Origin of the sequence: Kitasatospora viridis (genome assembly GCF_007829815.1) — a bacterium.
Lineage (GTDB): Bacteria > Actinomycetota > Actinomycetes > Streptomycetales > Streptomycetaceae > Kitasatospora > Kitasatospora viridis.
Genome location: NZ_VIWT01000001.1, coordinates 5,589,522 through 5,602,500 on the forward strand (window position 1 = coordinate 5,589,522; position 12,979 = coordinate 5,602,500).

General features: G+C 73.6%; 12 protein-coding genes (1 of these 12 running past the window's edge). 3 read left to right on the forward strand and 9 right to left on the reverse strand.

The features are described 5' to 3' along the window. Nucleotides 1-81 precede the first annotated feature (81 nt). A complete protein-coding gene (locus tag FHX73_RS25070) occupies nucleotides 82-528 on the forward strand; it encodes a nitroreductase family deazaflavin-dependent oxidoreductase (RefSeq protein ID WP_145907189.1) in 447 nt (148 codons plus the stop codon). Nucleotides 529-601: 73 nt separating this feature from the next. On the opposite strand, the gene FHX73_RS25075 is transcribed toward FHX73_RS25070, so the two are convergent. The 6 genes from FHX73_RS25075 to mmuM all read right to left on the reverse strand — a co-directional run bounded on the left by FHX73_RS25075 (nucleotide 602) and on the right by mmuM (nucleotide 7,491). Continuing rightward, nucleotides 602-1,123, reverse strand: coding sequence for a YbhB/YbcL family Raf kinase inhibitor-like protein (locus FHX73_RS25075; RefSeq protein WP_246213702.1), 522 nt, complete (start codon nucleotides 1,121-1,123; stop codon nucleotides 602-604). A 102-nt stretch (nucleotides 1,124-1,225) separates the two neighbouring features. Then, nucleotides 1,226-2,821 carry a glycerol-3-phosphate dehydrogenase/oxidase gene (locus tag FHX73_RS25080; protein ID WP_145907192.1) on the reverse strand — a complete coding sequence of 532 codons (1,596 nt, stop codon included), beginning with the start codon at nucleotides 2,819-2,821 and terminating at the stop codon, nucleotides 1,226-1,228. Nucleotides 2,822-2,945: 124 nt separating this feature from the next. After that, nucleotides 2,946-4,475 (reverse strand): glycerol kinase GlpK, encoded by a 1,530-nt coding sequence (gene glpK, locus FHX73_RS25085; protein ID WP_145907195.1) that lies wholly within the window; start codon nucleotides 4,473-4,475, stop codon nucleotides 2,946-2,948. Between the two features lie 55 nt (nucleotides 4,476-4,530). Then, entirely contained in the window at nucleotides 4,531-5,241 is a 711-nt protein-coding gene (locus FHX73_RS25090; protein WP_145908510.1) for an MIP/aquaporin family protein, read from the reverse strand. Between the two features lie 407 nt (nucleotides 5,242-5,648). Then, nucleotides 5,649-6,413, reverse strand: a complete 765-nt coding sequence (locus FHX73_RS25095; RefSeq protein WP_145907198.1) for an IclR family transcriptional regulator — start codon at nucleotides 6,411-6,413, stop codon at nucleotides 5,649-5,651. 187 nt (nucleotides 6,414-6,600) lie between these two features. Beyond that, nucleotides 6,601-7,491 (reverse strand): homocysteine S-methyltransferase, encoded by an 891-nt coding sequence (mmuM, locus tag FHX73_RS25100; protein WP_170305022.1) that lies wholly within the window; start codon nucleotides 7,489-7,491, stop codon nucleotides 6,601-6,603. 41 nt (nucleotides 7,492-7,532) lie between these two features. Between mmuM and FHX73_RS25105 the strand changes: the two genes are divergently transcribed. Continuing rightward, complete coding sequence (locus FHX73_RS25105) at nucleotides 7,533-8,093, forward strand: NUDIX domain-containing protein (protein ID WP_145907199.1); 561 nt, start codon at nucleotides 7,533-7,535, stop codon at nucleotides 8,091-8,093. Here FHX73_RS25105 and FHX73_RS25110 read toward each other — a convergent pair. Then, complete coding sequence (locus FHX73_RS25110) at nucleotides 8,083-8,733, reverse strand: TIGR03085 family metal-binding protein (RefSeq protein ID WP_145907201.1); 651 nt, start codon at nucleotides 8,731-8,733, stop codon at nucleotides 8,083-8,085. The two genes, FHX73_RS25105 and FHX73_RS25110, sit on opposite strands and share 11 nt — an antisense overlap. Nucleotides 8,734-8,879: 146 nt before the next feature. Between FHX73_RS25110 and FHX73_RS25115 the strand changes: the two genes are divergently transcribed. Continuing rightward, nucleotides 8,880-10,910, forward strand: a complete 2,031-nt coding sequence (locus FHX73_RS25115) for an acetoacetate--CoA ligase (RefSeq protein WP_145907203.1) — start codon at nucleotides 8,880-8,882, stop codon at nucleotides 10,908-10,910. A gap of 58 nt (nucleotides 10,911-10,968) precedes the next feature. Here the strand turns inward: FHX73_RS25115 and ptsP are convergent, their stop codons facing one another. Together ptsP and FHX73_RS25125 are read right to left on the reverse strand one after the other, a co-directional pair. Then, nucleotides 10,969-12,639 carry a phosphoenolpyruvate--protein phosphotransferase gene (ptsP, locus tag FHX73_RS25120; protein ID WP_145907205.1) on the reverse strand — a complete coding sequence of 557 codons (1,671 nt, stop codon included), beginning with the start codon at nucleotides 12,637-12,639 and terminating at the stop codon, nucleotides 10,969-10,971. A gap of 95 nt (nucleotides 12,640-12,734) precedes the next feature. After that, nucleotides 12,735-12,979 carry the 3' portion of a PTS sugar transporter subunit IIA gene (locus FHX73_RS25125; RefSeq protein WP_145907207.1) on the reverse strand. It continues 205 nt past the right edge of the window, so 245 of the gene's 450 nt are visible here — the last part of the coding sequence; its start codon lies beyond the right edge, outside the window; its stop codon occupies nucleotides 12,735-12,737.

Here is a 12,979-nt window from a genome sequence, read left to right on the forward strand (position 1 = left end):
CAGCTCCGTCATCTGACGAACTGTCGGCCGGCGGGGCATGATGGGGCCCTGCCAGCTTCCCCACGACGGACGGAGACCGACATGCCGTTGACCGGCGAGTACGTCCCCAGCAGCAGCGAGTTCGTGCGCAACCAGGTCGAGCTGTACGAGTCCTCCGGCGGCACCGAGGGCACCACCCTGCGGGGCCGGCCGGTGATCGTGCTGACCACCATCGGCGCGCGCAGCGGGAACATCCGCAAGACCGCGCTGATGCGGGTCGAGCACGACGGCCACTACGCGGTGGTCGCCTCCCAGGGCGGGAAGCCGACCCACCCGGTCTGGTACCACAACCTGACGGCCGACCCCCGGGCCGAGCTCCAGGACGGCGCGGTCCGCCAGGACATGACGGCCCGTGAGGTGCACGGCGCCGAGCGCGCCCTCTGGTGGGAGCGGGCCTGCGAGACCTGGCCGGACTACGCCGAGTACCAGGAGAAGACCGACCGGGTGATCCCGGTCTTCGTCCTGGAGCCCGCGGCGCAGCCGCACTGACGAAACACCCCTGAAGCGGCGCGAGCCCGCCGGCCCCCGAAGCGGGGGACCGGCGGGCTCGCGCCGTTCCCGGCTACTTGACCTCGTACTCGGCGACGATCGTGCCGCGGGCCACCGCCTGGAAGCCGGCGGTCGCGCCGATCGCCGCCGCCGAGGTGTCCGCGTCCAGGCCGAGCCGGTCCACCCCGAGCGCCGTCACCGAGAAGACGTACCGGTGCGGGCCGTGGCCGGGCGGCGGGGCCGCGCCGCCGAAGTCCCTGGAGCCGTAGTCGTTGCGCGCCTGCACCGCGCCGGCCGGCAGCCCGGCGAACTCGCCGCTGCCCGCGCCGGTGGGCAGCGAGGTCACGGTGGCCGGGATGTCGAAGACGACCCAGTGCCACCAGCCGCTGCCGCTCGGCGCGTCCGGATCGAAGCAGGTGACCGCGAAGCTGCGGGTCTCGGCCGGGAAGCCCGACCAGCTCAGCTGCGGCGAGACGTTGCCGCCGGCCAGCACCTGGGCCTGGCCCAGGGTGCCGCCGTCCGGCACGTCGGTGCTGGTCACGGCGAGGCCGGGAACCGGCCGCTGGTGGTCGTGCGGGAGCGGGGGCCTGGTCACGGTGGCGGAACTCTCCCCAGGTGTCGACGCGAAAGGGACGGCCACCCCACGTACGGGGTGACCGTCCCTCATGTTACGCCGCGTCAGCTGACCAGCCGTTGATCAGCCGTGCGAGCGCTTGCCCAGGAACTCCTCGACCCGGGTCCGCACCTCGGGGGTGTCCAGGCCGCGCACCGTCATCGTGGTGCGGCGGCGCAGCACGTCGTCCACCGTGTACGCCCACTCGTTGTCGGCCGCGAACGCCACCTGGGCCCACACGTCCGGGCCGTCCGGGTGGATCGGCTCGCCCAGCGCCGCGTCGTCGGCGATCAGCCGGGCGATGTCGAAGGAGAGCGTGCCGTAGTGGCTGGCCAGGTGCTTGGCCACCAGCGGCTCCATCCGCGAGCCCGGCTCGCGGTCCACCAGCAGGCGGTGCGCCACCGCGTTCGGCGCGCCCACGCCCGGCAGCGGCACGGTCGCCGCGATCGGCGAGATGTCCTCGCCGATGCCGGTGCCGCGCACGTGCGCCAGCTTCTCCAGCACGGTGCGGCCGATGTGCCGGTAGGTGGTCCACTTGCCGCCGGCCACCGACAGCATGCCGCCGCGGCCCTCGGTCACCACGGTCTCGCGCTTGGCCGCCGCGGTGTCGCCCGGGCCGCCCGGGAGCACCCGCAGGCCGGCGAAGGCGTAGGTGATCAGGTCGCGGTCCAGGTGCTCGTCGCGGATCGCGTGGCCGGCCTCGCCCATGATCTGGTCGATGTCCGCCTCGGTGGCCCGCACGTCCATCGGGTCGCCGGTGTACTCCTCGTCCGTGGTGCCGAGCAGGACGTGGTCCTCCCACGGGATGGCGAACGAGACCCGGTACTTGTCGATCGGGATGGTCAGCGCGGCCCGCCACGGGCTGCGCCGCTTGACCACCACGTGAGCGCCCTTGGAGAGCCGGATCGACGGGGCCGCGCCGGCGTCCTCCATCTTGCGCAGGTGGTCCACCCACGGGCCGGTGGCGTTCAGCACCAGGCGGGCGCTCACGCCGAACTCGGTGCCGTCCAGCCGGTCCTTCAGCTCCGCACCGGTCACCCGGGTGCCGGTGAACCGCAGGCCCGTCACCTCGGCGTGGTTGAGCACCACGGCGCCCGCGTCCACGGCCGCGCGGACCGTCATCACGGCCACCCGGGAGTCGTTCATCTGGTGGTCGCCGTAGACCGCGACCGAGCGCAGGCCCTCGGTCTTCAGCGCGGGCACCTGCTGGGCGGCGTGCGCCGCGGTGGAGACCCGGCCCATGCCGTCCCGGAAGGCGGAGAGCGCGGAGTAGAGGAAGACACCGGCGCCGAGCTTCGGGGCGCTGTGCGGGCCGCCCTTGTAGACCGGCACGAAGAAGGTCAGCGGGTTGACCAGGTGCGGGGCCACGTCGGTGGCCAGCGCCCGGCGCTCCTTGTGGTTCTCCGCGACCAGCTTGACCGCGCCGGTCTGCAGGTAGCGCAGACCGCCGTGGACCAGCTTGGAGGAGGCGCTGGAGGTGGCGCCCGCGAAGTCGCCCGCGTCCACCATGGCCACCTTCAGACCGGCCTGCGAGGCGGTCCAGGCGACCGCGGTGCCGAGGATGCCGCCCCCGATCACCAGCAGGTCGTAGGTCGCCTTGCCCAGCAGCTCACGGGTCTCGGCGCGGGAAGCGGTGCGGCCGGGGGTGCGCTCGGCGCCCAGGGTCGGGATGGTTGCCATGGTGTGTGTTCCGGGCCGCGGTGCGGGCGGCGCCGGGTCTCCTCTCGAGAATTCCGGTTCGGCCGCTGCGGGCGGCCGGGGCAATGCGTCCGGCCGGGGCAGCGCTGCCCCGGCCGGTTACTGCTCAGCTCTCCTGGTCGTCCTCCTCCACCCAACCCATGGTGCGCTCGACCGCCTTGAGCCACTTCTTGTACTCGCGCTCGCGGGTGGCCTCGTCCATCCGGGGGGTCCACTCGGCGGCGCGGTGCCAGTTGGCCCGCAGGGTGTCGAGGTCGGGCCAGAAGCCGACCGCCAGGCCGGCCGCGTAGGCGGCGCCCAGCGCGGTGGTCTCGGCCACGAACGGGCGCTCGACCGGGGCGTTGAGCACGTCGGCGATGTTCTGCATCAGCAGGTTGTTGGAGGTCATGCCGCCGTCCACCTTGAGGGCGGTCAGCTCGACGCCGGAGTCCTTCTCCATCGCGTCCACCACCTCGCGGGTCTGCCAGGCGGTGGCCTCCAGCACGGCGCGGGCCAGGTGACCCTTGGTCACGTACCGGGTCAGGCCGGCGATCACGCCGCGGGCGTCGGAGCGCCAGTACGGGGCGAACAGGCCGGAGAAGGCCGGCACGAAGTAGGCGCCGCCGTTGTCCTCCACCGTGGAGGCCAGGGTCTCGATCTCGGCGGCGGTCGAGATGATGCCCAACTGGTCGCGCAGCCACTGGACCAGCGAGCCGGTGACGGCGATCGAGCCCTCCAGGGCGTAGACCGGCTTCTGGTCGCCGATCCGGTAGCCGACCGTGGTCAGCAGGCCGTTGTAGGAGTGCACGACCTTCTCGCCGGTGTTCAGCAGCAGGAAGGTGCCGGTGCCGTAGGTGCTCTTGGCCTCGCCGACGTTGAAGCAGGTCTGGCCGAAGAGCGCGGCCTGCTGGTCGCCGAGCGCCGAGGCGACCGGCACGCCCTCCAGGTCGCCGACCGCGTGGCCGTAGACCTCGGCGGAGGAGCGGATCTCGGGGAGCACGCTCAGCGGCACGCCCATCGAGTCGGCGATCTTCTCGTCCCAGGCCAGCGTGGACAGGTTCATCAGCATGGTCCGGCTGGCGTTGGTCACGTCGGTGATGTGCTTGCCGCCGTTGACGCCGCCGGTCAGGTTCCAGATGACCCAGGTGTCCATGGTGCCGAACAGGATGTCGCCGGCCTCGGCGCGCTCGCGCAGGCCCTCGACGTTGTCCAGCAGCCAGCGGATCTTCGGGCCGGCGAAGTAGCTGGCCAGCGGCAGGCCGGTCTCCCGGCGGAACCGGTCCTGGCCGACGTTGCGGCCGAGCTCGCGGCAGAGTGCCTCGGTGCGGGTGTCCTGCCAGACCAGTGCGTTGTGCACCGGCTCGCCGGTGTTCTTGTCCCACAGCACGGTGGTCTCGCGCTGGTTGGTGATGCCGATCGCGCGGATGTCGTCCTTGGTCAGGCCGGCCTTCTCCAGCGCGCCGCGGACCACGGACTGCACCCGGGTCCAGATCTCGCCGGCGTCGTGCTCGACGTAGCCCGGCTGCGGGAAGATCTGCCGGTGCTCCTGCTGGTCCACGGAGACGATCCGGCCGTCCGCGCCGAAGATGATGCAGCGGCTGGAGGTGGTGCCCTGGTCGATCGCGGCGATGTAATTGGCGGTCACGTTGGCGGTCATGCGGTGATCCTCGGCTCTGAGGTGGGGGAGGGGAAGACGGGCTGGCCGTGTCGACCTAGAACAGGCCCTTGTAGAGCAGACCGGAGAGCAGGCCGCCGATCATCGGGCCGGCGACCGGGATCCAGGCGTAGCTCCAGTCCGAGGTGCCCTTGTTCGGGATCGGCAGCAGCGAGTGCACGATGCGCGGACCGAGGTCGCGGGCCGGGTTGATCGCGTAGCCGGTCGGGCCGCCGAGCGAGAGGCCGATGCCGACCACGGTGAAGGCGGTGATCAGGATGCCGATGCCGGAGAGCTGGTCGCCGAGGGTGAGCCCGGAGGTGAGGATCAGCAGGCAGAGCACCATGGTGCCGATGATCTCGGTGAGCAGGTTCTGGATCGGGTTCCGGATCTCGGGCCCGGTCGAGAAGATGCCGAGGGTCGGCTCCTCGTTCTGCTGGAACTGGCCCAGGTAGGTCAGCCACACCAGGACGGCGCCGATCATCGCGCCGATCAGCTGGGAGCCGATGTAGAGCGGCACGTGGCTCCAGTCGCCGGTCTTGACGGCGAGGGCCAGGGTGACGGCCGGGTTCAGGTGGGCACCGGACTTGTGCGCGGAGATGTACGCGGCGATCAGCACCGCGAAGCCCCAGCCGAAGGTGATGGCGAGCCATCCGGCGTTCTGGGCCTTGGACTTCTTCAGCGTGACGGCGGCGCAGACGCCACCGCCGAGGAGTATCAGTGCGGCGGTGCCGAGCGTTTCACCGACGAAGATGTCGCCGTTGGAGATGGCGGACACAAAGACTCCTTTGTCCGTATGGCCGTTTGCCTGGTGCGTGGCGCCCGTTGGCAGAGGCGGGTGGGGGAGAACCGGCCTTGGGGGGACAGCGGCCGGCGTGAGCAGGCGGTTCCCGTCTCTGGGAGGTGTCCCTGCGGCGGTGGTGGCGACCGCTGGGCGGTGGATCGGCCCGTCCAGGCTCTTCCCTCAACCACCGTTCGACATTGTCGTCCGCTATGCGGGAGTTTTCACCCCCGCAGGTGCCCACGTCAAGGCCGGTGACCTGGCTGTGACCCTCCCCTCGCCCGGGCTGGGGTGGTGGTTGGCGACGCTAACAAGCAAATGGCTGAAAATATGGACAAAACGCCGAACGGCGGGCAGCAACGCTGCCCGCCGTTCGGCGCCCCTCCCGGGGCTGGTCAGAACCGGTTGGCGCCCAGGTCGCGGGAGATCGCCCGGGCCGCGTCGCGCACCGAGGCGACCAGTTGCGGGCGGACGAAGCCGTCCTCGCAGACCCGCTCCACCGCGCCGCTGATGCACACCGCGCCCACCGGGTTGCGCCGCCGGTCCTGGATCAGCGCGCCGATCGAGGCCACGCCCTCCCAGGTCTCCTCGATCACGTCCGCCCAGCCGCGCTCGCGGATCAGCGCGCACTCGGCGTCGATGTCGTCCACCGAGGTGAGCGTGCGCGGCGTGAACGACTCCAGCGGCCCCTCGCCCAACTGCCCCCGGGCCACCGGGTCGTAGGCCAGCAGCACCTTGCCCAGCGCGGTGCTGTGCAGTGGCTGCATCGAGCCGACCTCCAACACCTGGCGGGTGTCGTCCGGCCGGAAGACGTGGTGCACGATCAGCACGCCGTGCTGGTGCAGCACCCCGAGGTAGACCGTCTCGCCGGACGCCCTGGCCAGGTCGTCGGCCCAGACCAGGGCGCGGGCCCGCAGCTCGTGCACGTCCAGGTAGCTCTGGCCCAGGCGCAGCAGTTCGGCGCCCAGCTGGTACTTCCCGCTCTCCGGGTCCTGCTCGACGAAGCCCTCCAGCTGGAGGGTGCGCAGGATGCCGTGCGCGGTGCCCTTGGCCAGGTCGAGCGAGCTGGCCACCTCGGAGAGGCCGAGCCGACGCTCGCCGCCGGCCAGCAGGCGCAGGATCGCGGCGGCCCGGGAGAGCGACTGGATCGGGCCGGGCATGGGGACCTCCACTGACGACAGTGCTAATCGGGATGGGCTATCGGGATGGCCATTCGACAATGTCGCACGATTCATGGTCATGCCGACGGGGGGCTATCGCCCTGAGTCTGCCAGGCGCCCCGCCGAAAGTGCACGTCGCCCACCTGTTCTCGGTCGTTCCCCCCACGGCTACCTGGCAGTAGCACCGCTACCCGCCGGCGCCGCCGCACCGCGCCACCACCTCGGCCACCCCGGCGATCCCCGCCGGCCCCACCCGGCAGCACCCGCCGACCAGCCGGGCCCCCGCCGCCAGCCAGTCGCCCGCGAACCGCGCCGGCCCCGCCGCCGGCCCGCGCCAGCCGCCGTCCACCCACTCCTCACCGCTGTTCGGGTACGCCACCACCGGCAGCCCGGTCACCGCGGCCGCGATCCGCACCGCCCCGCCCACCTCCCCGGGCGCGCAGCAGTTCACCCCCACCGCCACCAGCTCCGGCACCCCCGCCGCCACCGCGAACGCCTCCGCCAGCGGCTGCCCCGCCCGGGTCCGCCCGCCCGCCACCGTGAACGACAGCCAGGCCGGCACCCCCAGCCCGCGCACCGCCCGCACCAGCGCCTCCGCCTCGTCGACGTCCGGCACCGTCTCCAGCGCCAGCACGTCCGGGCCGGCCGCCGCCAGCGCCTCCAGCCGGGGCCGGTGGAACCGCTCCAGCTGACGCACCGTCAGCCCGTACCGCCCCCGGTACTCCGAGCCGTCCGCCAGCACCGCGCCGTACGGCCCGACCGAGGCGGCCACCCACCGCGCGCCCGCCGCCCGGGCCAGCCCGACACTCGACGCCAGCAGCCGCCCGGCCGCCGCCCGCCCGATCCCGCGCCGCGCGAAGCCCTCGAAACTCGCCTGGTAGCTCGCGGTGGTGACCACCTGCGCGCCCGCCGCCACGTACGCCCGGTGCGCCGCCACCAGCGCCCCCGGGTCCTCGACCAGCAGCCGCGCCGTCCACAGCTCGTCCGACAGGTCCAGCCCGGCCGCCGCCACCTGGTCGGACAGCCCGCCGTCCAGCACCAGCGGCCGCGCGGTCAGCGCCGCCGGGAAATCCTCCAAGGCCCTCACCACCGTCCGCCTCCACCACTACCATCCACCCCATGAGCACCGACCAGGCCACCCGACCCGCGACCTTCGGCCCCGGCAGGCACTGCCACTGGTGCGGCACCGCCTACCCCGCCGACACCCACGGCTGGCCGCGCACCTGCCCCGGCTGCGGCGAGATCAGCTACCGCAACCCGCTGCCGGTCACCGTCGCGCTGCTGCCGGTCAACCGGCCCGACGGCGGCCAGAGCCTGGTGGTCATCCGCCGCACCATCGAGCCCGGCTACGGCGAGCTGGCCCTGCCCGGCGGCTACATCGACCTCGGCGAGAGCTGGCAGGAGGCCGCCGTCCGCGAGCTGCGCGAGGAGACCGGCATCCACGCCCGCGCCGACCAGGTCACCCTGGTGGACACCGCCAGCGACACCCGCGGCGCCTTCCTGTGCCTGTTCGCCCTGCTCCCCGCCCAGGACCTCGACGCGCTGCCGCCCTCCGTCCCCACCGACGAGACCGAGGGCTGGCAGCTCGTCGACACCGCGATCCCGCTGGCCTTCCCCTTCCACACCAAGGTCTGCGCCACCTGGTTCGCCGGCGGGTACGACCACCACCTCAAGAGCTGACCGGCACCGCCACCCGCTCCGCCAGCCGCGCCAGTTCCGCGTCCGGCCCGCGCAGCTCCACCCGGGCCCGCGCACCCCGGCCGAAGGCGAACAGCATCAGCTCGCCCGGCTCGCCGACCACCCGCACGCTGCCGGGGAGCCCCCGCCCGGCCAGCAGGTTGCGGCCGTCCGGCAGTTCCAGCACCAGCCGCACCGGGGTGCGCTTGCCCAGTTCCATCCGGGCCGTCAGCCCCAGCCGCCGCCACAGCACCCGGGCCAGCCCGGGGTCGACCGGCGCCGGATCCGACGGACCGTCGGCCGCCCGCCGGACGTCCTCGGCGTGCACGAAGTACTCGACGGTGTTCGCCGCCTCGTCCGCCCCCGGCAGCGCGAAGGCCGAGAACCGCGGCGGCCCGGTGCGGAACCGGCGCAGCAACTCCGGGTAGGGCAGCGCCGCGTACTGCCGCTGCACCCGCTCGGTCCGCGCCGCCAGGAACGGCAGCACGATCCCCGCGGCCGCGTCCGGCCTGGCCTCGCGCAGCACCAGGTGCGCCGCCAGGTCCTTGGTCAGCCAGCCCGCGCAGAGCGTCGGCGCGTCCGGTCCGGCCGCGGTCAGCAGCTCGGCCAGCCGGGCCCGCTCACGCCGTGCGAAATTCGACATACGGTCAGGTTATCCACCCGCAGTGGGTCGGGACCCCCTTGGCGCGGCAGCAGATCACGTGGCAGGGTCTGCACCGTCAGCACGCAGCGTCGCGGGCCACGCCAGAAGCGAAGATCCCGCGCACCTTCCGGCCGGGAGACCACACCGTGACCACCCCGCACAACGGCACCGACCCCACCGAGCCGCTCTGGCGCCCCGACCCCGCGCGGGCCGCCGCGTCCCGCCTGGTCGCCTTCCAGCAGTGGGCCGCCGCCGGCTACGGCGCCCCGGCCGCGCCGCTCGCCCCGGCCCCGGACGACGCCGCCGCGGCCACCCGCTACGCGGACCTGCACGCCTGGTCCACCGAGGACCTCACCCGGTTCTGGACCGCCGTCACCGAGTACTTCGACGTCCGCTTCAGCACCCCGCCCACCGCCGTGCTGCCCGACCCGGCGATGCCCGGCGCCCAGTGGTTCCCCGGCGCCCGCCTCAACTACGCCGAGCACGCCCTGCGGTTCGCCGACGACCCGGCCAACGCCGACCGGCCCGCCATCCTGCACCTGGACGAGACCACCGCCGAGCCGGTCGCGGTCAGCTGGGCCGAACTGCGCCGCCAGACCGCCGCCCTGGCCGCCACCCTGCGCGCCCAGGGCGTCGTCCCCGGCGACCGGGTGGCTGGCTACCTGCCGAACATCCCGCAGGCCGTGGTCGCCCTGCTCGCCACCGCCTCGATCGGCGCGATCTGGACCTCCTGCGCCCCCGACTTCGGCGCCCGCAGTGTGCTCGACCGGTTCCAGCAGCTGGAGCCCACCGCCCTGCTCGCCGTCGACGGCTACCACTACGGCGGCAAGGACCACGACCGCACCGCCGTGGTCGAGGAGCTGCGCCGCGAGCTCCCCTCGGTGCGCACCTTCGTGCACGTGCCGCTGCTCGGCGGCGACGCCCCCGAGGGCGCGCTCGACTGGGCGGCCGCCACCGCCGGCGAGGTCGAGCCGGACTACGCCCAGGTGCCGTTCGAGCAGCCGCTCTGGGTGCTCTACTCCTCCGGCACCACCGGCCTGCCCAAGGCCATCGTGCAGAGCCAGGGCGGCATCCTGGTCGAGCACCTCAAGCAGGCCGCGCTGCACGTCGACCTCGGCCCCGGGGACCGGTTCTTCTGGTACACCTCGACCGGCTGGATGATGTGGAACTTCCTGGTCGCCGGCCTGCTGGTCGGGGCGACCGTCGTCACCTACGACGGCAGCCCGGGGCACCCCACCACCGGCGCGCTCTGGGAGGTCGCCGCCCGCACCCGGGCCACCGTGCTCGGCACCTCCGCCGCCTACGTGATCGCCAGCCGCAAGGCCGAGCTGCACCCCGGCCGCGACCTCGACCTGAGCTCCGTGCGCTGCATCGGCACCACCGGCTCCCCGCTCCCGCCCGACGGCTTCCAGTGGATCTACGACGAGGTCAAGCCGGACGTCTGGCTCGCCTCGGTCAGCGGCGGCACCGACGTGTGCAGCTGCTTCGTCGGCGGCGTGCCCACCCTCCCGGTGTACCTCGGCGAGATCCAGGCCCCGTGCCTGGGCGCCGCCGTCGAGTCCTGGGACGTCTCCGGCAAGCCGCACACCGACGAGGTCGGCGAACTGGTCGTCACCAAGCCGCTGCCCTCGATGCCCACCGGCTTCTGGAACGACCCCGAGGGCACCCGCTACCGGGACAGCTACTTCGACACCTACCCGGGCACCTGGCGGCACGGCGACTGGATCACCGTCACCTCCCGCGGCACCGTGGTGATCCACGGCCGCTCGGACTCGACGCTCAACCGCCAGGGTGTCCGGATGGGCTCCGCCGACATCTACGAGGTGGTGGAGCGCCTCCCGGAGATCACCGAATCCCTGGTGATCGGCCTGGAGGAGGAGAACGGCGGCTACTGGATGCCGCTCTTCGTCGTGCTCGCCCCCGGCGCGGTGCTCGACGACGAGCTGCGCGGCCGGATCCGCAGCGCCCTGCGCGAGCAGCTCTCGCCGCGCCACGTGCCCGACGAGGTGATCGCGGTGAACGGCCTGCCGCACACCCTCACCGGCAAGCGGATCGAGGTCCCGGTGAAGCGGCTGCTGGCCGGCACCCCGCTGGTGCAGGCGGTCAACCCCGGTTCCGTCGACAACCTCGACCACCTGCGCTTCTTCGAGCAGCTCGGCCGCGACCGCCGCGCCTGACACGCAGTGAGGGCCCCGCCGTCCGGCGGGGCCCTCACTCAGCTGACGTACCGTCGGCTCACTCGCCCGACAGCACCTGCTGCGCGGCCGCCCGCGCCTCCTCGGCACTGTCCGCGGCCCGGGCCGCCTCGGCGGCCCGCCGGCACTGCGCCAGGGTGTACTTCGCCAGCGTGCTGCGCACGTAGGGGATCGAGGCGGCGCCCATCGACAGGCTGGTCACGCCCAGACCGGTGAGCACACAGGCCAGCAGCGGGTCGGCGGCCGCCTCGCCGCAGACCCCGCAGCTCTTGCCGGCCGCCTTGGCCGCGTCCGCCGCCGCGGCCACCAGGTCGAGCAGCGCCGGCTGCCACGGGTCCTGCAGCCGGGCCAGCGCACCCACCTGGCGGTCGGCCGCGAAGGTGTACTGGGCCAGGTCGTTGGTGCCCAGCGAGAGGAACTCGACCTCCTCCAGGATCGCCCGGGCCCGCAGCGCGGCCGACGGGATCTCCACCATCGCGCCGAACTTGGCCGCCAGACCCGCCGCCCGGCAGGCCTCGGCGAAGGCCTTGGCGTCCGCCCGGTCGGCGACCATCGGGGCCATCACCTCAAGGTGCACCGGCAGGCCCTCGGCCGCCCGGGCCAGCGCCCGCAGCTGGGTCCGGAGCACGTCCGGGTGCTCCAGCAGGGTGCGCAGGCCCCGCACGCCCAGCGCCGGGTTGGGCTCGTCGGTGGGGGTGAGGAAGTCGAGCGGCTTGTCGGCGCCGGCGTCCAGCACCCGCACCACCACCCGGCCCTCGGGGAAGGCCTCCAGCACCTGGCGGTAGGCGGTCAGCTGGGCGTCCTCGCTCGGCGCCTTCTTCGAGTCGTCCAGGAAGAGGAACTCGGTGCGGAACAGGCCCACGCCCTCGGCGCCGGCGGCGACCGCGGCCGGCACGTCGCCCGGGCCGCCGACGTTGGCCAGCAGCGGCACCAGGTGGCCGTCCGAGGTCCGACCGGGGCCGGAGGAGGCGGCCAGCGCGGCCTTGCGCTCGGCCGCGACCCGGCGCAGCTCGGCCTGCTGCTCGGCGCTCGGGTCCAGCAGCACCTCGCCGCTGCTGCCGTCCACCGCCACCACGGTGCCCTCGGCCAGCCCGGTCGCCCCGGGCAGCGCGACGATGGCCGGCACGCCCATCGCCCGGGCCAGGATCGCCGAGTGGCTGGTCGGGCCGCCCTCCTCGGTGACGAAGCCGAGCACCAGCGTCGGGTCGAGCAGCGCGGTGTCGGCCGGCGCCAGGTCCCGGGCCAGCAGCACGTACGGCTCGTCGCTGTCCGGCAGGCCCGGCATCGGCACGCCCATCAGGCGGGCGACGATCCGGTTGCGCACGTCGTCCAGGTCGGCGACCCGGCCGGCCAGGTACTCGCCGGCCGAGGCGAGCAGCGCCCGGTAGGCGGCGAACGCGTCGTAGACGCCGCGCTCGGCACTGCTGCCGACGGCGATCCGACGCTCCACGTCGGCCATCAGCTCCGGGTCCTGGGCCATCAGCGACTGGGCCTCCAGCACCGCCTGGGCCTCACCGCCGGCCAGGTTGCCGCGGGCCACCAGGTCGGCGGCGACGGCGTCCACCGCCTGCTTGGCCCGCGCCTGCTCCCGCTCGGCCTCCCCGGCCGGGATCTGGGTGGCCGCGGGCTCCAGCACCGCGGTGCCCATGTGCCGGACCGGGCCGATCGCGACCCCGTGGCTGACACCCACGCCGCGCAGCGTCTTCTCCATGTCTTTCTCAAATCCTCTCGACCCGGCACTGCCGCCCCGCCCAACCGAAGCACGGCGGGCGGGGCGTTGTCCGGCCAATCACTCGGTCGGGCTGGTCAGTTCCAGTTGAAGAGCTCGCCGCCGCTGGCCACCTCGCCGGCCTCGGCGACGCCGCTCAGCGCGTCCGCCGACGCCTCCAGCGCCACGATCGGGGAGATCGGCGACTTGCCCGCGGCCTCCACCGCGGCCGGGTTCCACTTGACCACCGGCTGACCGCGCTTCACCTGGTCGCCCTTGCTGACCAGCAGCTCGAACCCCTCGCCGTTGAGCTGCACGGTGTCGATGCCGAGGTGGGTGAGCA